We start from the raw sequence: 25,031 nt of genomic DNA, 5'->3' as shown, positions 1-25,031 counted from the left end.
TTATTTTCCTCCTGCCACGCTCAGACGAGCGTTACGTTTCTGGGCCCGGTGATAGATACATTCAGCAACGATGACGGCCAGCAACGCGCCACCCACGATCTTGCCGGCGTACTGGAAATATCCTCCCATATCAATTTGTGAAGGCGGGATAAACAGTAATGCGACAGCAAAAGCAATAGAGATAAATCCAAGTGCAGGCAGGACGGCAGGTAAGACTTTTCCAGGGATTTTGAAGCTTCTGGGCGTATCCGGTTGCGTCTGACGCAAACGCCAGAATGCCGGGAACATCACCAGATAAGGAATGAAATAGGTGATGGTCGTCAATGCAGTCAGCATCCAGTATGCCGCGGCGACGCTCGGGGAGATAAAGGTTGAGAAACACAATACCGTAACGATTATTGCCTGAACAATCAGCGCAAAGGCTGGCGTTTTCCAGACTGGATGCAACCGGGCAATTTTATCCCCTAACAAATTATCCTCACGCGAGGCTTCCTGAAGCATGTAGATAGGACCTACCAGCCAGGAGTTGATCTGGCCTAATGCACCAAAGAACATGCAGATTGCCATTACCGGGATCAGCCAGGGCATATGTAACGTATCCGCCGCGGCATGCATTGCCTGCATCACACCCGCCACAATATCGGTTTTTCCCGCGGGTAACAGTGTGTTCAGCGCCCAGGTACCAACCATGTAAATCCCAACAATAACGGCTGCAGAAACCGCCATCGCGCGCGGGAAATCACGTTGCGGATTGCGCGTACGTCCGGCAATCATTGGCGCGACTTCCAGCCCGGCGAAAGCAAACATCATGCTCGACAGAAAGACGATAGTATCCCAATGGCTCAGATCAGGAACCCAGTTCGCCGCCGTCGCATAATCGGTTTGCATCTTATGCCCGGTCGCCAACCACACAATAGCCAAGATAATCAAAATGGCGGATGGGATGAACACGCCGCACCAGGCGCTGACGCTATTGATAATTTTGGTCCACTCCATGCCGCGAATATTCATTAACGTCAGCAACCAAAAAATCACCGCCGAACCAATACCAATAAAGGCCTTATTCTCCGCGAGGCCCCCGCCTATCATGTACCCCAACGCCGTAAAACCGAACTGAAGCATCAAGGGAAAAAACAACACGCAGGAAAAGAGGAAGCACACCACCACTATCCACGCGATACGTTTCCCAAACGCCTCTTTGATCCAGACGAATATCCCGCCATCTTTCGGCCATCCGGTCGACAGTTCACCGCACACCATCGCCAGAGGAAAGAACAGACAGAATGCGGCGATCACCCACAGCAACATTGCTGAAGCGCCGTAGGGCGCGACATTGGGTATTTGCCGCAAACTCAGAATGGCAATGACATTCATAAAGACAATATCTTTGATGCCAAGTAAGCCAGAACTATTGTTACTCATGGCCATCTCCTGTTATGCACTCAGGGGCATCACTGCCCTCTTCGAATCACCTGACTCACGGACTCCAGCCGCTGCCGGAGTCCCAAAATGAGATTTAATAAATGTCGTACTTGACCATATCTTCGTAACTGTCTTCCCGACGGATTAAGCGGTCTTTACCCTCTTTGTCTATCATCACAACAGCTGAGCGTGGGCGGTTGTTATACACGGTTTGGCTTTCGATGGTATAAGCGCCCGCATCCAGAAACGCGACGATATCGCCGATTTGCGTGTTCTGCGGCATCAGGAACTCTTCCCCCTTCACGCCCATATGGAAATAGTCACCGCCATCACACAGCGGTCCGGCGAGTTTGATCCACGCATCGTGAGCATCGGTCATTCTGGAGACGTTGTAGACGTAGAAGAACCAGTCAAAATGCTGGCTGTCTGACAGCACGCTGTATCCAGCATCAACAAATTTCCATTCAACATGACATTCCACATTGCCGTTCAGGTCGTAGTTCGTTTTACGTTTTTCACAGGCAACTTCGGTTAACAGGACCGCAGCCGAACCGGTCACTTTACGCCCAGGCTCAATGCAGATCTCCACATCCGTACGCCATTTATGAACTTCACGAATAACCGCATCAGCAAAGTCCTGCGCCGTTATCCCGGCATACATGTTGTCTTTCAGCGGATCACCATTCTCTTCATCATATTTGTAGGGCACAGGGATACCGCCGCCTACGTTGATAAGATCAAATTTAATGCCCAGAACCTCTTCCAGGCGTCGGGATTCATCCACCAGCACTTTTGTCGCTTTGGCAAACGGTTCCGACTCCGGCACCTGGTCGCCCACATGCATGTGCAATCCGCGCAGATGGACATAAGGCATTTCCAAAATCCGCCGACAGGTTTCTTCCGCTTGCTCCAGATCCAGCCCCGATTTAGCGTGAAAAGCCGTCACCAGCTCTGCATGTGTCGCAGAAGGAACGTTGGGTTCCACGCGCACGCAGACATTGGCAACTTTCTTCAATTTACGGGAGATCGCGTCGATATGATCCAGTTCATATAGGCTGTCGACGTTGATCAGGTACAGATCGTTGGCAATGGCATATTCCAGATCTGCAGGTTTTTTCACTACGCCGTTAAAAACGATCTGATCGCCACGAAAGCCAATTTCCAGGCATTTACGCACTTCATACTGCGAATTTGCCTCTGCACAAATTCCTGCGTCACGAATGGCCTGAAGAACGCCCATTACTGAACAGGTTTTAGAAGCAAAAAAAGTTTTAGTGTTTTTGTGGGCAGCGAACGCCTGCTGAATTTCGTTGATATTACGAATGATCTCTGACTCAGAGAACACATAGAACGGGGTAGGATACTTGCGTGCTAACGCATCCAGATCCACGCCTTCAAAACACAAGTGCCCCTCTTTTTGCTGGAAACGGCGATCGTTCTTTATCAGCTGCTCACGTAACTGGTTGTAGTTTTGAATAATCGAATCAGTCATAACATCCTCTGCTTATTTTCATCACAAGAATCCACATTCATTTGATGGATATATAGCAACAGGCATGCCATGTTTTTATTTATTAAAAATCAATACGTTATAAATAATAGCGAATTATATTTTTTGTCACTTAGCATGTTATTCATCAAAACGACGAAAATTCGTCATCTCTATAATGATGCAGTGAAAAACAGGAAAAGAAGGAATCCGGCTATGGCTTCGACCAACAAAGAGCTGGCTGCAGCACTTAAAATATTCTCCCGCTTCTTCGACCTCATCCACCAACCCCTGGCGGTGATCAATGAACGTGGCGAGTATGTCTACTACAACCAGGAAAGCGCGGATCTGGATGGATATAGCATTGAGCAGGCATTAGGAAAACATATGCTGGACGTCTATCCGAGCATGAAAGAGACGCAAAGCACCATGCTTTCATCATTGAAGAAGGGCGTGGAATATATTGGACACTACCAGATTTACTATAACGCACGCGGCCAGGCGGTAGATTATCAACATACCACCGCCCCGCTCTGGTCAAGCGATGGCAGCATGATTGGCGTGATTGAAATTGGCAGGAATATGTCCGGCGTCAGGCGGCTGCAGGAGCAGGTTGTTGAACTAAACCATCTGCTCTATGCCGATCGCCATGAAAAACACCACGCAATCATTACTGAGAATGCGGAAATGCTGCACAACATTGCGAAGGCAAAACGTCTGGCAGCCAGCAATATTCCAGTGACTATCGTTGGCGAAACAGGAACCGGTAAAGAGCTTTTTTCTCGTCTCATCCATCAATGTAGTAAACGCGCTGACAAACCTTTTATTGCCCTGAACTGCGGCGCACTCCCGCCGACGCTCATCGAAAGTACACTTTTTGGTACTGTCCGCGGTGCGTACACCGGAGCAGAAAATAGTCAGGGGTATCTGGAACTGGCCAACGGAGGAACGCTCTTTCTGGATGAACTAAACGCGATGCCCATTGAGATGCAAAGTAAGCTCCTGCGTTTTCTCCAGGATAAAACGTTCTGGCGGCTGGGCGGTCAACAGCAGATCCATTCTGATGTACGTATCGTTGCGGCAATGAATGAAACGCCCGCACGGCTGATTCAAACAGGTAAGCTACGCGCAGATCTGTTTTATCGTCTGAATGTGGGTATGCTCACCCTTCCGCCTTTACGCAAACGTCCGGAAGATATTGCGCTACTGGCTAATTATTTCATCGATAAATACCGTAATGATGTGCCGCAAGATATACATGGTCTGAGCGAAGCCGCACGTATTGCCTTGTTACATCATACCTGGCCCGGCAATGTCAGGATGCTGGAAAATGCCATCGTGCGCAGCATGATTATGCAAGAAAACGACGGAATGCTAAAAAAAATTGTCTTTGAAGAGGAAGAATTAAGCTTAGGGGTTACGGATATCCCAACCGTTGTCAGCCGCCCAGTACGCGCGGAGTCTGAGGGAGATGGCTCCCTTGATGTACAGGTAGCCAGGTTCGAAAAAAGCCTGATTGAAACGGCACTAAATACCTGTCAGGGAAATATTGCCGCTGCGGCACGCAGTCTCAATATTTCTCGAACGACGCTGCAATACAAGGTACAGAAATACGCTATTCGCTTCGGCGTAGTTAGTGACTGATGAAAGCCAGCGACATTTTGCCGCTGGCGATATCATTAACCTTCGTTGTGCATCTCAAGGTTTTCCGCTTCGTTCTGACGCAAAATCGCTTTGGCGTCGTCGTTACGCAGGGAGTCGAGGAAATCGAGATATTGCTGGTCGACATCTTTGGTGACGTACACGCCGTTAAACACTGAACATTCAAACTGCTGAATATCCGGGTTCTCAGCGCGAACGGCTTCAATCAGATCGTTCAGATCCTGGAAGATAAGACCATCTGCGCCAATTATCTGGCGAATCTCGTCCACTTCGCGACCATGTGCAATCAGCTCCGTCGCCGTAGGCATATCAATACCATAAACGTTCGGGAAGCGAATTTCCGGGGCAGCAGAGGCCAGATACACCTTCTTCGCTCCGGCTTCACGCGCCATCTCGATAATCTGTTCAGAGGTGGTACCGCGTACAATAGAGTCATCCACCAGCAGTACGTTTTTATCACGGAATTCCGCACGGTTGGCGTTCAGCTTACGGCGCACGGATTTACGGCGCAGCTGCTGGCCCGGCATGATAAAGGTACGGCCCACGTAGCGGTTTTTCACAAAACCCTGACGGTACGGCTTACCGAGAATGCGGGCAATTTCCAGCGCGATATCGCACGAGGTTTCCGGAATCGGGATCACTACGTCGATGTCCAGATCTTCCCACTCACGAGCAATTTTTTCGCCAAGCTTGGTACCCATGTTTACACGGGCGCTGTAGACGGAAATCTTGTCGATAAAAGAGTCAGGACGTGCAAAGTAAACATACTCGAACAGGCACGGATTGCTGACTGGGTTATCCGCACACTGCCGGGTAAACAGCTGACCTTTTTCGGTGATATAGACCGCTTCGCCAGGAGCTACGTCACGCAGGAATTCAAAGCCCAGCGTATCCAGTGCTACGCTCTCGGAGGCCACCATGTACTCGGTACGACCATCGCCAATATCACGTTTACCCAGCACCAGCGGACGGATGCCGTTCGGATCGCGGAAGGCAACCATACCGTGACCGATAATCATCGCCACGCAGGCATAGGCACCGCGGATCTGGCGGTTGGTTGCCGCAATAGCGGCAAAAATATTATCGGCTTCCAGCGGGTAGTGGCGGAAGTTATCCAGCTCACTGGCGAAAATATTCAGCAGAATTTCTGAATCTGAAGTGGTATTGATGTGGCGGCGCTTTTCTTCAAACAGCTTTTTACGCAGCTCATGCGCGTTGGTCAGGTTGCCATTGTGGGCAAGCGTGATGCCATACGGTGAGTTGACATAGAAAGGTTGAGCCTCGGAGGCGCTGGAGCTGCCAGCCGTTGGGTAACGCACATGACCGATGCCCATGTTGCCCTGCAAACGCTGCATGTGGCGCGCTTCAAAAATGTCGCTCACCATTCCGTTCGCTTTACGCAAGCGGAAGCAGTTGTTGGCATCAATGGTGATGATGCCAGCGGCATCCTGGCCACGATGCTGGAGCACCGTTAACGCGTCATAAATCGACTGGTTTACCGGCATAACACCGGCGATACCGACAATACCGCACATACGTCTTTTCCTCGTTCAGCAACAACCCAAAGTTTATACTTTGGGCAAGAAACTTGACGAGCTTTGCAGATAGTCAAAGAACCATCTGATGATGAAACTGAACTGCGGGATCAGCTGCGACTTACTCCAGTCTTCACTTTTCGACAGACCGGTAAACGTATCGAGAAAGAACAAGATGGCGGCGACAATCAGCGCTCCGCGCAGAGCACCGAAGCAGATCCCCAACACTCTGTCGGTTCCCGACAGACCTGTTTTCTCTACCAGTTGGCCTATCACAAAGTTAACGATAGCGCCGACGATAAGTGTCGCGATGAACAGTATCGCGATAGCAATCCCATTTCGAACCAGTTCGTCTTCAAAGCCCGTAAACCAGACAGACAGGTAAGTGTAGTAATGGCTGGCGACAAAGAAAGCACAACCCCAAGTCACCAACGATAATGCTTCACGAACAAAGCCACGGATCAGGCTAACCAGACAGGAAAAACCAATCACCGCGATAATGGCGTAATCAATCCAGACCATATGTGTCCCACGATTTTACGCCCTGTCGTCCTGTTCGGGGCGCATTCTAACAGAAAAAGAAAACGTTTGCGTAGGGATTTCCTTTCCACGCGTAAATAAAAATGGCGCTGAAAAAATCTTCAACGCCATACCGTTTTATGCCTCTTCGGGCACTGCCGGATAGCGGTGAAAACACCGTATCCGGCCAGAATAAGAGCTGCGCCGTAAATAGCGCAATCCCTTAATTAGGGGTGTACCCCATCACGACGCCACTCAGACCAGAGAGCTTCTGCAGCTCGCCCAGCGAGCTCTTCAGCTTATCTTTGGAGGCGTCCGGCCCGACGAGAATGCGGGTTATTTTACCCTGCACCGGCGTTGACGGGGAAGTATATACCCGGAAGCCCGCGCCACGAAGTTTACCCACGATCTCATTGACCTTATCCGCATTTTTCAGCGCCCCGAGCTGTACGACGTACGCCTTGCCGGTTGGCGCTGGCGGTTCTTCAGCGGCCGGTTTAGGTGCTGGGGCCGGTGCAGGCGTCGGAGCGACGGCAACAGGCTGCGGCTTCGGTTTAGGCTTCGGCTGCTCTACGGGCGCAGGGACAGGATCCAACTCTGCGCTGTTGGCCGTCGTCAAACGTGAAGGATCTAAGGATGGCGCGGCAGCATCACCCGCACGCACCTCTTCTGCCGCCCCTTCCGGCGGCTGGGTCGGCAGCGCCTGCGTTGCCGCAGGCATCATGTCTGGTTCATCGCGATCGCCGGGTTTCGGCACCAGAGGGATCGCCGCAAACTCATCCTGATAATGCTTTTTCTGCCCGTCAAGCAACCCGGGGAGCACAATCACTCCCAGCGCGACCAGCACAATTGTGCCGACTAATCGATTCTGAAACTTACTCGCCACCGCTTCTCCCCACGTCTATTACTTCCATGACATGTGCGACAGTGTGAAACGATCCACACACCAACACGGTATCTTCAGGCTTCGCCTCAGCCAGTGCCGCAGACCATGCCTGCGCCACGCTGTCATAGGCGTTGCCTTTGCCCAGATGCTCCAGCAATTGTTCTGCCGTTGCGCCACGCGGCCCTTCCAGGGGCGCACAGTACCAAACGTCAACCACGCTTTTTAACCAGGCTAACGTACCGGCAATGTCTTTATCATGTAGCATACCGATAACCGCAAGTACACGCCCGCTTTTCACTAACTTTTTCAGACGTCCGGTCAGATATTCCGCCGCATGCGGGTTATGGGCAACATCGAAAATCACTCGCGGCGACTCGCTCACAATCTGGAAGCGTCCGGGCAAAATCGCGTGTTTGATGCCGTCACGAATGGCCTGCTCGCTGACTTTTAGCCCGCTTGCGCGCAGCGCGGCCAGTGCGGTAGCAGCGTTAGGTTGGGGAACCTGTGGCAACGGCAGATGCGCCAACGTTCCGTGATTATCCGTAAACGACCAGTCGTTCTCAGTTACCGCATAGCGCCAGTCCACGCTGCAGCGTTGCAAAATTGCCCCGCACTCTTGCGCGACATCCGCGATGGTGTAAGGCATTTCCGGTTCGCCAACGATAGCCGGTTTCTCTGCGCGGAAAATTCCCGCTTTCTCACGACCAATGCTTTCACGATCCGGGCCCAGCCAGTCGGTATGATCAAGCGCAATACTAGTGATCACAGCCACATCAGCATCAACGATATTGGTGGCATCAAGACGCCCGCCCAGCCCCACTTCCAGAATAACAACATCCAATTGCGCCTGTTTAAACAACCAGAGCGCTGATAGCGTACCGTATTCAAAGTAGGTCAGAGAAATGTCGCCACGCGCGTCTTCGATCTCAGCAAACGATGCGGTATGCGCTGATTCCGACAGTTCACGCCCCTGCACGCGCACGCGTTCCGTGTAGCGCACCAGATGCGGCGAACTGTAGACCCCGACTTTATAGCCTGCTGCGGTCAGCACAGATTCCAGCGTACGACAGGTCGTGCCTTTTCCGTTGGTTCCTGCCACCGTAAACACAAATGGCGCGGGTTTCAACACACCCAGTTTGCGCGCCACCTGGCTTACACGCTCAAGGCCCAGATCGATGGTTTTACTGTGCAGGTTTTCCAGATAAGAAAGCCACGACGCCAGGGGCGACGCGGCTTGAGGAATACGTTTATTGTCCATGATGCCTGTAATTTTATTACGTAGAAAAAAGCAAAAGGCAGCGCCAGTTGGCCCTGCCCTTTTTTACTCGTCGTCCTTCAAGCTGCAGGTGTATTGGCTGCTCTCGCTCACCCGAATCACTTGCCAGCGCAAGCTCATCGGGGTTCACTCTCTTGCCGCCTTCCTGCAACTCGAAATTCATAGAGTAAGTTATCAGGCCTCTGATTCCTGATCGGGTACCGGAGGTACCACCTCGCCGTCACGCGGCTCATCCGGATTCGGCGCAGGAAGATTCATCAGCTTCGCCAGAATGCTTGCCAGTTTCAGGCGCATTTCCGGACGGCGGACAATCATATCGATAGCGCCTTTTTCAATCAGGAACTCGCTGCGCTGGAATCCCGGCGGCAGTTTCTCACGTACGGTTTGCTCGATAACACGCGGACCCGCAAAACCAATCAGTGCTTTCGGTTCGGCAATATTGAGATCGCCCAGCATTGCGAAGCTTGCGGAAACACCGCCCATCGTTGGGTCGGTCAGTACAGAAATATACGGTAAACCGCGTTCCTGCATTTTCGCCAGCGCGGCAGAGGTTTTTGCCATCTGCATCAGAGACATCAGTGCTTCCTGCATACGCGCCCCGCCAGAAGCGGAGAAGCAGATCAGCGGACAGTTATCTTCCAGCGCCTGTTCGACGGCACGGACAAAACGCGCGCCGACCACAGAGCCCATGGAGCCGCCCATAAACGCGAACTCGAATGCCGCAGCAACGACCGGCATACCATGCAGCGTGCCTTTCATTACCACCAGCGCATCTTTCTCGCCGGTTTCTTTCTGCGCAGAGGCCAGTCTGTCTTTGTACTTTTTGGAGTCACGAAACTTCAGCACATCTTTCGGCTCAAGTTCGCTACCCAGTTCCACAAGAGAACCTTCATCTAACAGGCTATGCAGGCGATTGCGCGCCGACATGCGCATATGATGGTCACACTTCGGACAGACCTCAAGATTACGTTCCAGCTCAGCACGGTATAAAACCTGACCGCAGCTATCACACTTGGTCCACACCCCTTCAGGAATGCTTGCCTTGCGGGTGGGAGTAATGTTGCTTTTAATTCGTTCAATCCAGCTCATTGGTGACCTTTCTGCCTGAACCCTAGTCAGCTTTGTTATAAGGGGCGCATAATGCCATTTTTGCCCCTAACAGACCATGAATGTTGCACATTAAAACATAACAGCCCGAAACTTTGGATAAAAAAGTGGTCGAACCGCTGAGTTACTTTCTATTTTGCAGCCCGTGACGCAGCACGCTTATGGCGAATCACTTCAATTACGCCCGGCAATACGGAAAGGACAATAATCGCCACAATCAGTAATTTCAGGTTTTCCTGAACGATCGGCAGATCGCCGAACAGATAACCTGCATAGGTAAACAGCAAGACCCACAGCAGCGCGCCTGCGACGTTATACATCGCAAAATGACGGTAGGACATGTGCCCCATACCGGCAACAAACGGCGCAAATGTCCGTACGATGGGTACGAAACGCGCAAGAATAATGGTTTTACCACCATGACGCTCATAGAACGCATGGGTTTTATCCAAATAGCTGCGACGGAAAATTTTGGAGTTCGGGTTGCTAAATAGTTTTTCACCGAACAACCGGCCAATCGTGTAGTTCACCGCATCGCCCACGATCGCCGCCACAATCATCAATACCACCATCAGATGAACATTAAGATCGTTAGTTGGCAGCGCAGAAAGCGCACCAGCAACAAACAGCAGCGAGTCTCCCGGCAGGAACGGCGTCACCACCAGCCCGGTTTCACAGAACAGGATCAGAAACAGAATCGCGTATACCCAGATACCGTATTCCGCGACCAGCTCCGCCAGGTGCACATCAATGTGCAGGATAAAATCAATAAGAAAGTAAATCAGGTCCATAGTTTTGCCTTTATACGACTCAAATTAGTCCGCCAGAAATAGCGGGCCCATAGGCGGTTTTGGCAGGTCGAACCGTTCCGGGTAATCTACTGCAACCAGATACAGTCCTTCCGCTTTCGCCGTTGCCGCTGCCAGCGTTCTGTCCTTCGCCGCTAACAGTTCTGCTATCCAGCTCTCCGGCTGGTTGTGGGCACCTACTTCCATCAGGCTGCCGACAATATTCCTGACCATATGATGTACAAAGGCATTCGCTTTAATATCCACCACCACATATGCACCGAAACGTTCGACGTTAATGTGCATCACGTTACGCCACGGTGTGCGCGACTGGCACTGTACCGCACGGAACGAGGTAAAATCATTTTCGCCAATCAGACACTGGGCTGCACGATGCATACGCTCAGCGTCCAGCGGTTCATAATAATGGGTTACCCCTTTACCCAAAACCGCAGGGCGCAACCGATGATTGTAGATGATGTAGCGATAACGGCGAGCCGTAGCGCTAAATCTGGCATGAAAATCATCAGGTACAGCTTTCACCCAGCGCACGGCGATGTCACCAGGTAAATTCGCATTTACCCCCAGTGTCCAGGCCGCATCTTTACGCTGAGCAGTGGTTTCAAAATGCACGACCTGCCCAGTGCCATGAACGCCCGCATCCGTGCGACCTGCACAAAAAACATTAATACGTTCATTCGCCACCTGAGAGAGCGCTTTTTCCAGTTTTTCCTGAACACTACGCACTTCGTTCTGGCGCTGCCAGCCATAATATTTGCTGCCGTCGTACTCAATGCCCAGCGCAATTTTATGGGTTGACGGCTGTTGCAGGTCAGACATTAGTACAGGTACTCCTGCACCAGTTTTTCCGCAATTTTCACCGCCATCAACGCACCGCCAAAGCGTACGTTGTCTGCCACAGACCAAAACTGAACCTGCTCCGGCATGCCGTAATCGTTATGCACGCAACCAATGGAAAGGTGCGGAGTACCTGACGCGTCGCCAACCTGAGTCGGGAAGTCGGTCTCTTCCGACAACACCACATCTTCGCCGCGTGAAAACGCATCACGTGCTTCTTCCGCCGCCAACGGGCGCAGGGCTTCAAAATTCACCATCTGCGCATGGCCATAAAACACCGGGGACTGCACGATGCTGGCTGAGATAAGCAGACCGTCATCCTGCATAATTTTGCGCACTTCATCAACGATACGACGCTCTTCCCGCACGCTGCCTTCGCGATCGGGCAGCAGCGGCAGCATATTGAACGCCAGCTGGCGACCAAAGAAATCATCTTCGTCAATCGGGATGCCGTTAAGCAATTTCGCGCTTTGTCCGGCCAGTGCGTCTACGGCTTTTTTGCCGTGAGCGGAAGCCGAAATAATATTGGTCACCGTAATCCGTGACAGCCCGCCGTCATCAATCAATGGTTTCAGCGCTGACAGCAACTGGCTTGTCAGGCTGTTTGGTACCGCAATCACATTGCGGTTACGGTAATCCGCCAGCACGAACGGGTTAACGTCCGGAACCACCAGCGGAACGTCTGGCTCAAGCGCGAACAGACCGCTGCTGTCAATCACCAGGCAACCCGCATTTGTTGCTTCTTCTACCCATGCGGCGGTGGCTTCAGTGCCCGCAACAAAAAATGCCAACTGTGCCTGCGTCCAGTCAAAGTCGGCAACATCCTGAACAATGACCGATTTACCGTTAAAACGCAGATGCTCACCGGCGCTTTCATTACGCGCCAGCGCATAAATTTCACCGACCGGGAACTGGCGTTCAGCCAGCGTATCGAGCAGGGCTTCGCCTACGGCGCCCGTTGCGCCCAGAATGGCAATATTCCAGCCTTCAGACATGGTGATTTACTCCAAGAAATACGTAAGCGTCCCTGTCGCATTATTCGACAGGGAGCATTAAGAAGACATTAATGTGCCGGATGATGAACAGCGTTAAAACCCAGCTTACACAATAAGGCAGCAGCCGTTGCGTCGTCACACATCACATATAAAGACGACCACTCACGACGCTCAAGGTAATTTTTACGCAGTTTATCAAACTCACCCGGAATTCCAGCGACTTTACGCAGCGGCGCATCATCGCGGCGCACATCATACACTAAATGCACCAGCCTTTTCAGCGTTGGCTGATCTAACGGACCATGCAGGGTGATACGACCAAACTCCGGCGCAGGTAACAGGGTATTAAGCGCAATGTGCTGTTCGTGTCCAATAAACTTGCTATAGGCCTCAAAGACCTGCGTGGTGCCTCGCGCTTTTCCTTCCAGGGTATATCCGGCAATGTGCGCGGTGCCGATATCAGCTTTTTCAAGCAATGCCACGTTGAGATCCGGCTCCCCTTCCCAAACATCAAGCACGACACTTAACAACTGCCCGGCATTCAATCGGTTCAGCAATGCCGTATTGTCGATCACCGGCCCACGACAGGCATTGATCAGGATGGTACCCGGCTTCAGTCGGCTAATCAGTGCGTCATCAGCGAGATGCAGCGTTTTGTAGGGTCCGTCTTTGAACAGCGGCGTATGGAAAGTCAGCACATCGGCCTGCTCTACCAGTTCGTCCAGCGAGCGGAAATCGCCCTCGTCACCGCGATCGGCCCGCGGCGGATCGCACAGCAACGTGCGGATCCCCAGCGCTTCCAGGCGCGCCTGCAAACGCCCGCCCACGTTGCCCACACCCACAATACCCACGGTACGATCGCGTAACACGAAGCCGTCGCGCTCCGCCAGCATCAGCAACGCTGAAAAAACATATTCTACGACCGCTATCGCGTTACAACCGGGCGCGGCGGAAAAACCGATCCCAGCCTGCGCAAGCCAGGCGTCATCCACATGATCTGTGCCTGCGGTTGCTGTGCCGACAAATTTAATCGGTTTTCCGCTAAGCAGTGATTCATTTACTTTCGTCACCGAGCGCACCATTAAGGCATCCGCATCATCCAGTTCGGCAACGGGAATCGGACGGCCAGGAACCGCTTTGACCTCCCCCAAACGACTGAACAGTTCGCGGGCATAGGGCATATTTTCATCAACGAGAATTTTCACGTCTTTCGCACCTGTTTGAGAACGAGAGTTAACCGGGCAAGTGTGCCATAATCTCGCCGCCAGGCATACTGCGAGACCTGGTCAGGACAGATTTAAGGAACAGAGATGATGCAGCCCATTTCAGGTACGCCCGCCCGTCCTCCCGGCGAAGGTCAAAATGCCCCTTCCGCTGCGGGTGAACAACCGTTATCCACGCAACAACGTACCGTGCTGGAACGATTAATCACCCGTTTGATTTCGCTCACCCAGCAGCAAAACGCCGAGGTGTGGGCCGGAATGAAGCACGATCTGGGCGTTAAAAGTGACACGCCATTGCAGTCACGCCACTTTCCTGCCGCGGAGCAAAACCTGAACCAGCGACTGGAGGTTGCTCAGCAAAATCATGCCAATCGTCAGGCGCTGTCACAGCTCACGGAATTACTTGGTCAGGGAAATAACCGCCAGGCGGTGAGTGATTTTATCCGTCAGCAGTTTGGGCAAACGGCGCTCAGCCAGCTCACGCCAGAGCAGTTAAAGAACGTGCTCACGCTATTGCAGCAGGGGCAGCTTTCAATACCGCAGCCGCAGCAGCGCCCGGCCACCGACCGACCGCTATTACCCGCAGAGCACAATACCCTGAACCAGTTGGTGACTAAACTGGCGGCGGCTACCGGGGAATCCGGCAAGATGATCTGGCAGTCGATGCTGGAGTTGTCTGGCGTAAAAAGCGGTGAGCTGATCCCCGCCAAACAATTTACGCATCTGGTGACCTGGTTACAGGCGCGCCAGACGCTCAGCCTGCAAAGTGCCCCGACGCTACAAACGCTCCAGGCGGCGCTGAAGCTGCCATTAGAGCCGAATGAGCTGACAGCAATAAAAGAGTACGCGCAGCAGACGTACCAGATCCAACCACAATCGATTCTGACCACGGTGCAGGTGCAGGACTTGCTCAATCAAATCTTCCTGCGCCGCGTGGAACGCGAACGCGAGCTCAGCGATCCGCGTTATCCGCAGCCCATTTACAGCCCGTTCGCGCCGATGATTGAAACAGTTAAATCACTGTCGGCGCGACCGGGACTGCTATTTGTTGCGCTGATGCTCGCATTAGCTATTTTCTGGCTGGTCGCTTAACTTTTGCGCAGCGTCAGCAGCGTCACCATAATCCCCACCACGGCAGATATCGCCCCGGCAAGGAATACCGAAGGATAACCGTACGCGGTAGCCAGAACCCCGGCGACCGGGCCGCTTACGCCGTAGGAGATATCCTGAAACGCGGCGTAACCGCCCAGCGCCGTACCGCGAACCTGTGCGGGCACTCGCTTCACCACCTCGACGCCCAATGCCGGGAAAATAAGCGAACATCCGGCCCCGGTTAATGCTGCTCCAAGTAGTGCAACCCCGGCTGTTGGGGCCTGCCACAGCAGAATCAGTCCTGCGGTTTCCACCAGCAAAGAGACAACGGCAACCTTCACGCCGCCGAACCGGTCCGGCATCCAACCAAACAGAATGCGCATCAGCACAAACGCCCCGCCAAACGCGGTCAGGGTAAATCCCGCCATCGTCCAGCCGTTGCTGACAAAATAGAGTGAAATAAATGTACCGATCACCGCAAAGCCCACGCCCTGCAGCGCCAGGCCCAGGCCCGGTTTCCAGATAAGCCCTACCACGCTCCATAGCGAAGGACGCTCTCCTGCATGTGCAGGGACTTTACGCACGGTGCCATTGAATGCCCATGCCAGCAGTGGTAATAGCATCGTGGTTCCTGCCAGCGCCGCAAAGCCAAAGTGGCTGTGGATCAGAAGTCCCAGCGGCGCACCTGCGGCCAACGCGCCGTAAATCGCCATCCCGTTCCAGGACATCACCTTACCCGAACGCGTTGGCCCAACCAGCCCCAGCCCCCAGGTCAGGGTTCCGGTGAGCAACTGGCTTTCGCCAAAACCCAGGATCAAGCGCCCGACAATCAACAATGCAAATTTAACGGGAACAGAGACAGGCAGGAGCGCAGCTAAAAACCACGCCGCACCTGCCAGCGCACAGGCGAACATCCCCTGTAGCGCCGAACGTTTTGCGCCATATTGATCGGCTAAGCGCCCGGCATAGCCGCGCGTTAATACCGTTGCCAGAAACTGTACGCCGACGGCGATGCCGACCATGGTATTGCCATAGCCCAGTTCCTGGTGCACAAACAGAGGAATGACGGGCAAAGGTAAACCGACCGTCATATAGGTCAGGAAAACCGCAAAAGCGATGCGAAACAGCGAAAAGTTCGCCGAAGGTGTTTTTTCTTGTTGGGTTACAGCAGTCATGCGTTACTCCAAAATGCAGAGTAAGGCGAGGAATGTCCACGCCCCCTCTACCTGACTATCAGGATTAAGGTGCGTTGGATAACGTTAAACGCTTACGCATTATCAAGAGGATAATGTTGAAGCTGGAGTCTGCCTGTAAACCAGAGCGGTTGTCAACGATATAAAAAAGGGAGCCATCAGGCTCCCCTTTTGCATAATCTTTCAGTCTTACGCTTTCAGTTTACGCATAACCAGCGTAGCGTTGGTGCCGCCAAAGCCGAAGCTGTTGGACATCACGGTGGTCAGCGCCTGCTCGGTCGGTTTGGTCACGATGTTCAGACCTGCCGCCTGCTCGTCCAGCTCTTCAATGTTGATGCTTGGCGCAATAAAGCCGTGTTCCAGCATCAGCAGAGAGTAGATAGCTTCCTGTACACCAGCCGCGCCCAGTGAGTGACCGGTCATCGCTTTGGTCGCAGAAATTGCCGGGCTGTTGTCGCCAAACACTTCACGAATTGCGCCCAGCTCTTTCACGTCGCCTACCGGAGTAGAGGTACCGTGGGAGTTCAGGTAGTCGATCGGCGTATCTACGCCGTGCATCGCCATCTGCATGCAACGTACTGCGCCTTCGCCAGACGGAGCAACCATGTCTGCGCCATCGGACGTTGCGCCGTAACCGACGATTTCCGCATAGATGTGCGCGCCACGAGCCAGAGCGTGTTCCAGCTCTTCGACCACGACCATACCGCCGCCGCCTGCAATAACGAAACCATCACGGTGTGCGTCATAGGTACGGGAAGCTTTAGATGGGGCGTCGTTATATTTGGTAGACAGCGCGCCCATTGCGTCGAATTCACACGCCATTTCCCAGCACAGCTCTTCGCCGCCGCCAGCAAAAACGATGTCCTGTTTGCCCAGCTGAATTTGTTCTACTGCGTTGCCGATGCAGTGCGCAGATGTCGCACAGGCAGAGCTGATGGAGTAGTTAACACCGTGGATTTTGAACGGTGTAGCGAGGCAGGCAGAAACGCCTGAAGCCATCGCTTTAGTGACCACATACGGGCCAACCGCTTTCAGGCCACGCGGGCTACGCATTGCGTCAGCGCCGAACACCTGGAAACGCGGGGAACCGCCGCCGGAACCTGCAATCAGGCCAACGCGCGGATTGTTCTGGTAATCTTCTGCAGCCAGGCCGGCATCAGCCACTGCCTGCTCCATTGAAAGGAATGCATAGATGGATGCGTCGCTCATGAAGCGCACTACTTTGCGGTCAATGAGGCCAGTGGTATCCAGTTTTACGTTGCCCCAAACGTGGCTACGCATGCCGGAGTCCTTCAGCTCCTGAGAGAAAGTGATCCCTGAACGTCCTTCACGCAGAGATGCCAGGACTTCCTGCTGGTTATTACCGATGCTGGAAACGATGCCCAAGCCAGTAATCACTGCACGTTTCATTCAATACCTCTGTAAGTCGCACTATTTTAAAGTTTCGAGTGGCACAATAGCGTACACTTGTACGCCGAACAAGTCCGATCAGCCATTTTATGTGGAAATTTGCGCAGCCAGGCACTCATCGCTAAGATCGGGACACAGCCTGCCAGACGAGTAACTTACGTGAAACAATACGCTATACAACCTGCCAACCTTGAATTCAACGCTGAGGGTACACCTGTTTCCCGAGATTTTGACGATGTCTATTTTTCTAATGACAACGGGCTGGAAGAGACACGTTACGTCTTTCTCGGCGGTAACCATCTCGCCCAGCGATTCCCTGTGCATTCACGTCCCCTCTTCGTGGTGGCCGAAAGCGGGTTTGGCACCGGACTTAACTTCCTCACGCTCTGGCAGGCATTTGCCGAATTCCGTGATACCCACCCTGACGCTACCCTGGAAAGATTACATTTCATCAGTTTTGAAAAATTTCCGCTGACCCGTGAAGATCTCACCACAGCCCACCAGCACTGGCCAGAACTTGCCCCATGGGCCACGGCGCTGCAAGAACAATGGCCGCTACCGCTGGCGGGGTGTCATCGTCTGCTACTTGATGATGGGCGCGTCACGCTGGATCTGTGGTTTGGCGATATTAACGAATTAACCAGCAAGCTGGATGACTCTCTGAATCAAAAAGTGGACGCCTGGTTTCTGGACGGTTTCGCACCGGCAAAAAATCCGGATATGTGGACGCCGACGCTGTTTAACGCGATGGCCCGACTGGCGCGTCCCGGCGGCACGCTGGCGACTTTCACCTCGGCAGGATTCGTACGTCGCGGGTTACAGGAAGCCGGATTTACGATGCAAAAATGCAAAGGTTTTGGTCGCAAACGTGAAATGCTTTGTGGCGTAATGGAACAAACTCAGGCGCGGCCTTCTTCAGCCCCCTGGTTTGCACGTACGGGAACAGAGAAGCGCGAAGCCGCCATTATTGGCGGAGGAATAGCCAGTGCATTGCTGTCGCTGGCCTTATTGCGTCGCGGTTGGCAGGTCACGCTCTATTGCGCGGACGATAAACCTGCCGGGGGCGCATCCGGTAATCGCCAGGGCGCACTCTATCCGTTACTCAGCAAGCAAGACGCGGCTATTAATCTCTTTTTCCCCACCGCGTTTACCTTCGCCCGTCGACTGTATGACACCCTTCCCGTTGAGTTTGCGCATGACTGGTGCGGCGTAACGCAACTCGCATGGGATGAGAAAAGTCAGCAAAAAATCGCTCAGATGCTGTCCCTTGAACTGCCCGAACCGCTCGCCGTCGGCGTGAACGCGAAGCAGGTGTTGCAAACTACGGGCGTGGAAACCGAATGCGGTGGGATTCAGTATCCAGCCGGAGGATGGCTGTGCCCGGCGCAGTTGACCACCGCCGTACTGGACTACGCTTCAACTCTGGGATTACGCGCCCGTTATCAACACACGTTGACCTCTCTGACACGCCAGACGTCAGGCTGGCAACTACAGTTTTCTAACGGTGAAATCACCACTCACGCAGCGGTCGTTCTGGCTAACGGTCACCGCATTAACAGCGTTGAGCAGACGCAAGCTCTACCCGTGTACTCCGTAGGCGGTCAGGTGAGTCATATTCCCACCACGCCAGCACTTTCAGCGCTACGCCAGGTGTTGTGCTATGACGGCTACCTCACGCCGCACAACCCGCAAAACCAGCAGCACTGCATTGGCGCCAGCTATCATCGAGGAAGTGAAGAGACAGCCTTTCGCGAGGACGATCAGCAGCAAAACCGTCAACGCTTAGTCGACTGCTTCCCCAACGCTGCGTGGGCAAAAGAGGTAAACGTTAGTGATAATGCCGCCCGCTGTGGGGTGCGCTGCGCCACGCGCGATCACATACCGATGGTCGGCAACGTCGCGGACTATAACGCCACGCTCAGCCAGTACGCCACGCTTGCTGAAGATAAAGAGCATGCCGTAAGCGCACCGGTGTATTCCGATTTATTTATGCTGGGCGCGCTGGGCTCGCGCGGACTGTGTTCTGCGCCGTTGTGTGCGGAAATTCTGGCTTCGCAAATGAGCGATGAACCTATTCCCATGGATGCCAGCACCCTGGCGGCGCTGAATCCTAATCGTCTGTGGGTCAGGAAGTTATTGAAGGGAAAAGCGGTGAAATAAAACTCACTATTGCCTGATTGCGCTACGCTTATCAGGCCTAAAGACTATGCTTCACTCTGCCAGGCCGGATAAGACGCCTGAGCGTCGCCATCCGGCACACGCAACTGCAATTATTGTTTTGTCGCTTTCTGGAACAGAGTGTCCCACATTTCTTTCACTAACGCCTGGTCACGCGGCGAGAGTTCACCTGCGCTGATGGCTTTTTCCAGGCTGCTGGTCACATTGGCGTACAATGCCTCAGCGGAATGGTCCTCGCCAGCGTCCAGTTCGGCCACGGCCAGCGTCAGGTGTCCACGCAAATAACCACTGGCAAACAACTCATCATCGCTGGCGTGCTCTACCATATCGTCGATTAATACCAGAATGCGTGATTCAAACTCCGCGATCATCTTCTTTCCTCATTGTAAACGTGGCAGCGGCTTCAGTTTAGCGCTTCGGGCCACGGGAATTGTTCCGCCTTAAGTTCAGGCGTGTGATAATAATTCTGTAACGCGTTGATGAAGCGCGCCGGGCGTTCAGGGATCCCCTTCTCCAGGTACTCCATCACCTGAGCATGAACACGGCGCTGGAACAGGACGCGATCCGGTTCAAAGTCCCCTTCCAGGTTGTCGCAACTGACGTTAAACGGGTAGCCCGCCGCCACGCAAAACAACCAGTCAAACGCCTGCGGCTTCACTTCCACATCTTCAAACTGACATTGCGTCTTCGCGTCGCGTCCGTCAGGGCAGTACCAGTAACCGAAGTCAACCAGCTCACGACGCGCCTTTCCCGCGATGCACCAGTGTGAAATTTCGTGTAACGCACTGGCATAATAACCATGCGCAAAAACGATACGGTGATACGGCAATTCCGCATCCGCAGGAAGATAGATCGGTTCATCGTCGCCTTTAATCAGACGGGTATTAAATTCATCGGCAAAGCAGCCGTTAAAAATCTCAATTAACTGTTCGTAGTGATGGGTATTATTCATTAGTTCATCCCCAGCCAGTGGAGAATCTCCTGTCCATGATTATCATAAAGTAGCTTGGCGCTCATCACGGCGGAGACAATGACGATCATCGGCCGAATGAGTTTTTGTCCTTTGCTGAGCACCAGTCGTGAGCCCATCCGTGCGCCAATAAACTGGCCAATAAGCATCACAAAGCCCGTCGCCCAAATCACTTTGCCGCCCAGGGCAAATAACAGCAGCCCACCGATATTCGAGGTGGCATTTAATACTTTGGCGTGGGCCGTCGATTTCGCAAGGTTGTAGCCGCACAGCATGACAAAGGCCAGCGCGTAGAACGACCCCGCCGCCGGACCAAAAAAGCCATCGTAAAAACCGACACAACCTCCGGCCACCAGCGCGAAAGGCAAACCATGCAATCGACGCTGTCGGTCCTCTTCCCCCACTTTCGGCATTAACAGAAAATAGAGGCCAATACAGATAACCAGAACCGGCAGGATCTGGCGCAGAATATCTGACTGCACGTGCTGAACCAATAGCGCGCCGCTCATTGATCCGACAAACGTCATGAAGATATTGAGTTTCTGATCCGCCAGGTTAACCACACCCCGGCGAATAAAATAAAGGGAAGAAGAGATAGACCCGCCACAGGCCTGCAATTTGTTGGTGGCCAGAGCTTGCGCGGGCGGCATCCCGGCCGCCATCAATGCCGGAATGGTGAGTAAACCACCGCCTCCGGCCAGAGAATCAATAAAACCTGCCAACATCGCCACAAAAAAAAGCACACCTAACAGCAGTGGCGACACCATAAACAGAGAGACAAAATGATCCATTAGAGTACATGCTCGTCCAGTAGCGCCTGGCAGGAAGGCGGCAACGGCGGCGGTGTCTTCTTCTCAGGCTTGGTGGTTCCAGGTTTCGGAGGTTCGAACCAGCTTTGCAGCTCCGCGCCGCAGCCGTCACCCGGTGGCGGTAACGGTTGATCTTCGCACTCAAGACTGTCGGCAGGACAACGTAACCGGACGTGCATATGCGCACGGTGCTGGAACCACGGTCGCACTTTACGCAACCAGTCCCTGTCGGTCCCTGCATCCAGACAAAGTTGCTGCTTAATCGCCGGATTCACGAAAATACGCGTAACTTCATTATCTCTTGCAGCCAGCCTGATCAGGCTGAAAATCTCCGGCTTCCACAGGGACGGCACAACGCGTTTACCATCCTGCGAGACCAGATCTAACGCCTGAGGCCGCAGCAGCTGTGACTGGGTCCAGCGCGTTTTCGGCAGTTGCAGGAAAATATCCACATCCAGTCCCGTCTGGTGGCTGGCGTGACCGCCATTGAATCGCCCACCGGCCGGCATGCCCATATCACCGATTAACACCGTGCCCAGCCCCAGATTATTGGCCTGATTACTCAAACGCTGGATAAACATCACCAGATCCGGATGACCAAAGTAACGGCGCTGATCGGTGCGCATCACCTGATAGTGTTCTGACTGTACAGGCAGCGTATCTGCGCCAACAATACAGCCATTGGAAAACGCGCCGATCGACTGCGCGCTGCCTGCAATCGGATGGGTAATTTTCTGCCAGGGCGTTGCCGCCAGACAGGCGGTACTGACAAACAGAGCCAGCGCCGCAAGTGCCGTTTTTTTCATTTTTACCAGCGTGGAATATCGGTCTTCACATCCGCATTTTGCGCCCTCTGACGCAACAAGTGATCCATCAACACGATCGCCAGCATTGCTTCAGCGATCGGCACTGCGCGGATCCCAACACACGGATCGTGACGACCTTTAGTGATCATGTCGACTTCTTCACCAAAGCGATTAATGGTGCGTCCAGGAACGGTAATACTGGACGTCGGTTTCAGTGCCATATGAGCAATGATTTGTTGCCCACTGCTGATCCCGCCCAGAATGCCGCCCGCATGGTTGCTCTGGAAACCCTCTTTGGTGATTTCATCGCGGTTCTGACTGCCGCGCAGTGCAACAACGTCAAATCCGTCGCCAATCTCAACGCCCTTAACGGCGTTAATACTCATCAGCGCATGGGCGATGTCCGCATCCAGACGGTCGAATACAGGTTCGCCAAGACCCGCTGGTACGCCGCTTGCAACAACGGTCACTTTCGCACCGATGGAGTCGCCCTCTTTCTTCAGTCCGCGCATCAGTTCGTCCAGCGCGTCGAGTTTATCCGGGTCCGGACAAAAGAACGGGTTAAGTTCCACCTGAGACCAGTCTTTGATCTCCAGCGGAATATCGCCCATCTGCGTCAGACAGCCGCGAATTTCAACGCCGAATTTTTCTGCCAGATACTTTTTGGCAATCGCTCCGGCCGCCACGCGCATCGCCGTTTCACGTGCGGATGAACGCCCACCACCACGGTAGTCGCGCAAACCATATTTCTGTTCATAGGTATAGTCGGCATGACCCGGACGGAAAACATCTTTGATCGCGCCGTAATCCTGTGAACGTTGATCGGTATTTTCAATCAGCAAGCCAATGCTGGTGCCGGTGGTAACGCCCTCGAACACGCCGGAGAGGATTTTCACCTGATCCGGCTCACGGCGCTGCGTAGTGTAACGCGAAGTACCTGGACGACGTCTGTCGAGATCGTGCTGCAGGTCAGCTTCTGTCAGAGAAATGCCCGGCGGAACACCATCGACAATACAACCGAGCGCCAGCCCGTGTGATTCGCCGAAGGTGGTTACGCGAAAGAGTTGCCCAATTGTGTTTCCTGCCATCACGGCTCCGTTATGCGTGTTGTGTATGTGCGTGCGCGTGTAATTAGTCTTTATAAATGCTGAAGTGCTCACGAGCAGCAACTAACTGCTCTTTGGTCAGCATGAATACGCCGTCACCGCCGTTGTCGAACTCCAGCCAGGTGAACGGTACATCCGGATATTGCTCTATCAGATGTACCATGCTGTTTCCGACTTCACAAATCAGAATACCGTTATCTGACAGGTAGTCCGGGGCGTTACCCAGAATGCGGCGGGTAAGTTTCAGCCCATCGCTACCGGACGCCAGTCCCAATTCAGGCTCATGGCGGTATTCGTTTGGCAGATCGGACATATCTTCTGCATCGACATACGGTGGATTGGTCACTATCAGGTCATACTGAACCTTCAGCAGATCGCGGAACAGATCGGAACGGATCGGCGTTACGTGATGGATCAGGCCGTGCTCTTCAATATTTTGCTCAGTCACCGCCAGCGCATCAGTGGAAATGTCCACGGCATCGACTTCGGCTTCCGGGAAGGCATAGGCGCAGGCAATGGCAATACAGCCGCTGCCGGTACACATATCGAGGATATGCTGGGGCTGCTCATTAATCAGGCCAGCAAAGCGGTTATTGATAAGCTCGCCGATCGGTGAACGTGGAACCAGCACACGTTCATCAACATAAAATTCATGCCCGCAGAACCAGGCTTTGTTGGTGAGATAAGCCACCGGAATGCGCTCGTTGACGCGGCGAATCACGCGCTCAACAATACGATGGCGCTCGCTGGAGGTCAGACGCGCAGTGCGCATATCTTCTGGAATATCCAGCGGCAAATAAAGCGACGGCAGCACCAGCTGTACGGCCTCGTCCCATGGGTTATCCGTGCCATGGCCATACCAGATATTCGCCGCGCTAAAACGGCTGACCGCCCAACGCAACATGTCCTGAATGGTATGCAGTTCACTCACGGCTTCATCGACGAAAATTTTATCCACGTATTTCTCCAGGGCATGCTCGTATTAATTTCGGCGGCTAGTTTGCCACGAAGGCGGCGATAAATCAGCATTCACGCGGAGCCTGAGCGCGAAAATTGCGTTTTAAGCGATCGGATGCCTGCCGAGTCGGGTTAAACTAAGGGAAAATAAAAGATGAGATGCTCGAATGAAAAAGAAAACATCGCTCAGCGAGGAGGATCAGACGCTGTTTCGCCAGCTGATGACCGGCACGCGTAAAATTAAACAGGACACCATTGTTCACCGGCCTCCACGTAAAAAAATGACCGAGGTTCCGGTTAAAAAGCTGCTGCAGGAGCAGGCGGATGCCAGCCACTATTTCTCAGACGAGTTTCAGCCACTGTTGAATACGGACGGCCCGGTAAGATATCTGCGTGCCGACGTCAGCCATTTCGAACTGAAGAAAATGCGCCGTGGCGATTACTCCCCGGAGCTGTTTCTCGATCTGCACGGGCTGACCCAGCAGCAGGCGAAACAGGAGTTAGGCGCGCTGATTGCCGCCTGCCGTCGTGAGCATGTGTTTTGCGCCTGCGTGATGCACGGCCACGGAAAGCATATTCTTAAGCAGCAAACGCCGCTCTGGCTGGCACAGCATCCGCATGTGATGGCCTTTCATCAGGCGCCAAAAGAGTACGGTGGTGATGCCGCGCTGTTGGTGCTGATTGAAGTGGAAGAGTGGCTGCCGCCCGAACTTCCCTGATGCAGGCAAACATAAAGAGCCGCGTTTGCGG

Annotated in this window: 23 protein-coding genes; 4 read left to right on the top strand and 19 right to left on the bottom strand. The window is 53.4% G+C overall.

The window, feature by feature from the left end:
* The gene (locus tag On2M_RS06595; protein ID WP_151219937.1) at positions 1 to 1,422 is read right to left on the bottom strand and encodes an APC family permease; all 1,422 of its coding nucleotides are present in this window, start codon (positions 1,420 to 1,422) and stop codon (positions 1 to 3) included.
* Between the two features lie 94 nt (positions 1,423 to 1,516).
* On the bottom strand, positions 1,517 to 2,914 hold the full coding sequence (locus On2M_RS06590; protein WP_187253468.1) for an alanine racemase: 1,398 nt from the start codon (positions 2,912 to 2,914) through the stop codon (positions 1,517 to 1,519).
* Positions 2,915 to 3,127: 213 nt separating this feature from the next.
* On the opposite strand from On2M_RS06590, the gene On2M_RS06585 reads away from it, so the two are divergent.
* On the top strand, positions 3,128 to 4,555 hold the full coding sequence (locus On2M_RS06585) for a sigma-54-dependent Fis family transcriptional regulator (RefSeq protein ID WP_187253469.1): 1,428 nt from the start codon (positions 3,128 to 3,130) through the stop codon (positions 4,553 to 4,555).
* Positions 4,556 to 4,590: 35 nt separating this feature from the next.
* Here On2M_RS06585 and purF read toward each other — a convergent pair whose 3' ends face one another.
* The 9 genes from purF to pdxB form a co-directional block, all read right to left on the bottom strand.
* Positions 4,591 to 6,108 (bottom strand): amidophosphoribosyltransferase, encoded by a 1,518-nt coding sequence (gene purF, locus On2M_RS06580; protein ID WP_005129677.1) that lies wholly within the window; start codon positions 6,106 to 6,108, stop codon positions 4,591 to 4,593.
* Between the two features lie 33 nt (positions 6,109 to 6,141).
* Positions 6,142 to 6,630, bottom strand: coding sequence for a colicin V production protein (gene cvpA, locus On2M_RS06575; RefSeq protein ID WP_005129678.1), 489 nt, complete (start codon positions 6,628 to 6,630; stop codon positions 6,142 to 6,144).
* Between the two features lie 220 nt (positions 6,631 to 6,850).
* Entirely contained in the window at positions 6,851 to 7,513 is a 663-nt protein-coding gene (gene dedD, locus On2M_RS06570; RefSeq protein WP_187253470.1) for a cell division protein DedD, read from the bottom strand.
* Entirely contained in the window at positions 7,503 to 8,771 is a 1,269-nt protein-coding gene (folC, locus tag On2M_RS06565; RefSeq protein WP_151219940.1) for a bifunctional tetrahydrofolate synthase/dihydrofolate synthase, read from the bottom strand. Before folC ends, dedD begins: the two co-directional genes overlap by 11 nt.
* A 192-nt stretch (positions 8,772 to 8,963) precedes the next feature.
* The gene (gene accD, locus On2M_RS06560) at positions 8,964 to 9,878 is read right to left on the bottom strand and encodes an acetyl-CoA carboxylase, carboxyltransferase subunit beta (protein ID WP_210904527.1); all 915 of its coding nucleotides are present in this window, start codon (positions 9,876 to 9,878) and stop codon (positions 8,964 to 8,966) included.
* A gap of 149 nt (positions 9,879 to 10,027) precedes the next feature.
* Positions 10,028 to 10,687 (bottom strand): DedA family protein, encoded by a 660-nt coding sequence (locus tag On2M_RS06555; RefSeq protein ID WP_103770339.1) that lies wholly within the window; start codon positions 10,685 to 10,687, stop codon positions 10,028 to 10,030.
* Between the two features lie 24 nt (positions 10,688 to 10,711).
* Positions 10,712 to 11,524, bottom strand: a complete 813-nt coding sequence (gene truA / locus On2M_RS06550) for a tRNA pseudouridine(38-40) synthase TruA (RefSeq protein WP_151219941.1) — start codon at positions 11,522 to 11,524, stop codon at positions 10,712 to 10,714.
* Positions 11,524 to 12,537 (bottom strand): aspartate-semialdehyde dehydrogenase, encoded by a 1,014-nt coding sequence (locus tag On2M_RS06545; RefSeq protein WP_003028144.1) that lies wholly within the window; start codon positions 12,535 to 12,537, stop codon positions 11,524 to 11,526. The genes truA and On2M_RS06545 overlap by 1 nt, the downstream gene beginning before the upstream one ends.
* A 68-nt stretch (positions 12,538 to 12,605) precedes the next feature.
* Complete coding sequence (pdxB, locus tag On2M_RS06540) at positions 12,606 to 13,742, bottom strand: 4-phosphoerythronate dehydrogenase PdxB (RefSeq protein ID WP_210904526.1); 1,137 nt, start codon at positions 13,740 to 13,742, stop codon at positions 12,606 to 12,608.
* 108 nt (positions 13,743 to 13,850) lie between these two features.
* On the opposite strand from pdxB, the gene flk reads away from it, so the two are divergent.
* Positions 13,851 to 14,852, top strand: a complete 1,002-nt coding sequence (flk, locus tag On2M_RS06535; RefSeq protein ID WP_210904660.1) for a flagella biosynthesis regulator Flk — start codon at positions 13,851 to 13,853, stop codon at positions 14,850 to 14,852.
* Here flk and On2M_RS06530 read toward each other — a convergent pair.
* Both On2M_RS06530 and fabB read right to left on the bottom strand, forming a co-directional pair.
* Positions 14,849 to 16,027, bottom strand: a complete 1,179-nt coding sequence (locus On2M_RS06530) for an MFS transporter (RefSeq protein WP_210904525.1) — start codon at positions 16,025 to 16,027, stop codon at positions 14,849 to 14,851. The genes flk and On2M_RS06530 overlap by 4 nt on opposite strands.
* A gap of 207 nt (positions 16,028 to 16,234) precedes the next feature.
* Positions 16,235 to 17,455 (bottom strand): beta-ketoacyl-ACP synthase I, encoded by a 1,221-nt coding sequence (fabB, locus tag On2M_RS06525; protein ID WP_210904524.1) that lies wholly within the window; start codon positions 17,453 to 17,455, stop codon positions 16,235 to 16,237.
* A gap of 159 nt (positions 17,456 to 17,614) precedes the next feature.
* Here fabB and mnmC point away from each other — a divergent pair, with 159 nt between their 5' ends.
* Complete coding sequence (gene mnmC, locus On2M_RS06520) at positions 17,615 to 19,615, top strand: bifunctional tRNA (5-methylaminomethyl-2-thiouridine)(34)-methyltransferase MnmD/FAD-dependent 5-carboxymethylaminomethyl-2-thiouridine(34) oxidoreductase MnmC (protein ID WP_187258655.1); 2,001 nt, start codon at positions 17,615 to 17,617, stop codon at positions 19,613 to 19,615.
* Between the two features lie 110 nt (positions 19,616 to 19,725).
* On the opposite strand, the gene On2M_RS06515 is transcribed toward mnmC, so the two are convergent.
* The 6 genes from On2M_RS06515 to prmB are packed head-to-tail and all read right to left on the bottom strand — an operon-like array spanning position 19,726 to position 24,282.
* The gene (locus On2M_RS06515; RefSeq protein WP_151219946.1) at positions 19,726 to 20,004 is read right to left on the bottom strand and encodes a YfcL family protein; all 279 of its coding nucleotides are present in this window, start codon (positions 20,002 to 20,004) and stop codon (positions 19,726 to 19,728) included.
* Positions 20,005 to 20,036: 32 nt separating this feature from the next.
* Entirely contained in the window at positions 20,037 to 20,585 is a 549-nt protein-coding gene (locus On2M_RS06510) for an elongation factor P hydroxylase (RefSeq protein WP_151219947.1), read from the bottom strand.
* The gene (locus tag On2M_RS06505; protein WP_187253475.1) at positions 20,585 to 21,394 is read right to left on the bottom strand and encodes a sulfite exporter TauE/SafE family protein; all 810 of its coding nucleotides are present in this window, start codon (positions 21,392 to 21,394) and stop codon (positions 20,585 to 20,587) included. Before On2M_RS06505 ends, On2M_RS06510 begins: the two co-directional genes overlap by 1 nt.
* Positions 21,394 to 22,218, bottom strand: coding sequence for a penicillin-insensitive murein endopeptidase (mepA, locus tag On2M_RS06500; RefSeq protein WP_151219948.1), 825 nt, complete (start codon positions 22,216 to 22,218; stop codon positions 21,394 to 21,396). The genes On2M_RS06505 and mepA overlap by 1 nt, the downstream gene beginning before the upstream one ends.
* Positions 22,219 to 22,220: 2 nt before the next feature.
* Complete coding sequence (gene aroC / locus On2M_RS06495) at positions 22,221 to 23,306, bottom strand: chorismate synthase (RefSeq protein WP_043017081.1); 1,086 nt, start codon at positions 23,304 to 23,306, stop codon at positions 22,221 to 22,223.
* 43 nt (positions 23,307 to 23,349) lie between these two features.
* The gene (gene prmB / locus On2M_RS06490) at positions 23,350 to 24,282 is read right to left on the bottom strand and encodes a 50S ribosomal protein L3 N(5)-glutamine methyltransferase (RefSeq protein ID WP_151219949.1); all 933 of its coding nucleotides are present in this window, start codon (positions 24,280 to 24,282) and stop codon (positions 23,350 to 23,352) included.
* A 166-nt stretch (positions 24,283 to 24,448) separates the two neighbouring features.
* Between prmB and smrB the strand changes: the two genes are divergently transcribed.
* Positions 24,449 to 25,000, top strand: coding sequence for an endonuclease SmrB (smrB, locus tag On2M_RS06485; protein ID WP_151219950.1), 552 nt, complete (start codon positions 24,449 to 24,451; stop codon positions 24,998 to 25,000).
* The last annotated feature ends 31 nt before the right edge of the window (positions 25,001 to 25,031 follow it).

This window comes from Citrobacter sp. On2M (assembly GCF_018035235.1).
GTDB lineage: Bacteria > Pseudomonadota > Gammaproteobacteria > Enterobacterales > Enterobacteriaceae > Citrobacter > Citrobacter meridianamericanus.
The sequence above is the reverse complement of the archived record's forward strand: the minus strand, read 5'-3'. Positions and strand labels throughout refer to the sequence as shown.

Bases quoted from the DNA above. Each gene is read 5' to 3' on its own strand.
- On2M_RS06595 (WP_151219937.1), bottom strand. From the start codon at position 1,422: ATGAGTAACAATAGTTCTGGCTTACTTGGCATCAAAGATATTGTCTTT.
- On2M_RS06590 (WP_187253468.1), bottom strand. From the start codon at position 2,914: ATGACTGATTCGATTATTCAAAACTACAACCAGTTACGTGAGCAGCTG.
- On2M_RS06585 (WP_187253469.1), top strand. From the start codon at position 3,128: ATGGCTTCGACCAACAAAGAGCTGGCTGCAGCACTTAAAATATTCTCC.
- purF (WP_005129677.1), bottom strand. From the start codon at position 6,108: ATGTGCGGTATTGTCGGTATCGCCGGTGTTATGCCGGTAAACCAGTCG.
- cvpA (WP_005129678.1), bottom strand. From the start codon at position 6,630: ATGGTCTGGATTGATTACGCCATTATCGCGGTGATTGGTTTTTCCTGT.
- folC (WP_151219940.1), bottom strand. From the start codon at position 8,771: ATGGACAATAAACGTATTCCTCAAGCCGCGTCGCCCCTGGCGTCGTGG.
- accD (WP_210904527.1), bottom strand. From the start codon at position 9,878: ATGAGCTGGATTGAACGAATTAAAAGCAACATTACTCCCACCCGCAAG.
- On2M_RS06555 (WP_103770339.1), bottom strand. From the start codon at position 10,687: ATGGACCTGATTTACTTTCTTATTGATTTTATCCTGCACATTGATGTG.
- truA (WP_151219941.1), bottom strand. From the start codon at position 11,524: ATGTCTGACCTGCAACAGCCGTCAACCCATAAAATTGCGCTGGGCATT.
- On2M_RS06545 (WP_003028144.1), bottom strand. From the start codon at position 12,537: ATGTCTGAAGGCTGGAATATTGCCATTCTGGGCGCAACGGGCGCCGTA.
- flk (WP_210904660.1), top strand. From the start codon at position 13,851: ATGCAGCCCATTTCAGGTACGCCCGCCCGTCCTCCCGGCGAAGGTCAA.
- On2M_RS06530 (WP_210904525.1), bottom strand. From the start codon at position 16,027: ATGACTGCTGTAACCCAACAAGAAAAAACACCTTCGGCGAACTTTTCG.
- fabB (WP_210904524.1), bottom strand. From the start codon at position 17,455: ATGAAACGTGCAGTGATTACTGGCTTGGGCATCGTTTCCAGCATCGGT.
- On2M_RS06515 (WP_151219946.1), bottom strand. From the start codon at position 20,004: ATGATCGCGGAGTTTGAATCACGCATTCTGGTATTAATCGACGATATG.
- On2M_RS06510 (WP_151219947.1), bottom strand. From the start codon at position 20,585: ATGAATAATACCCATCACTACGAACAGTTAATTGAGATTTTTAACGGC.
- On2M_RS06505 (WP_187253475.1), bottom strand. From the start codon at position 21,394: ATGGATCATTTTGTCTCTCTGTTTATGGTGTCGCCACTGCTGTTAGGT.
- mepA (WP_151219948.1), bottom strand. From the start codon at position 22,218: ATGAAAAAAACGGCACTTGCGGCGCTGGCTCTGTTTGTCAGTACCGCC.
- aroC (WP_043017081.1), bottom strand. From the start codon at position 23,306: ATGGCAGGAAACACAATTGGGCAACTCTTTCGCGTAACCACCTTCGGC.
- smrB (WP_151219950.1), top strand. From the start codon at position 24,449: ATGAAAAAGAAAACATCGCTCAGCGAGGAGGATCAGACGCTGTTTCGC.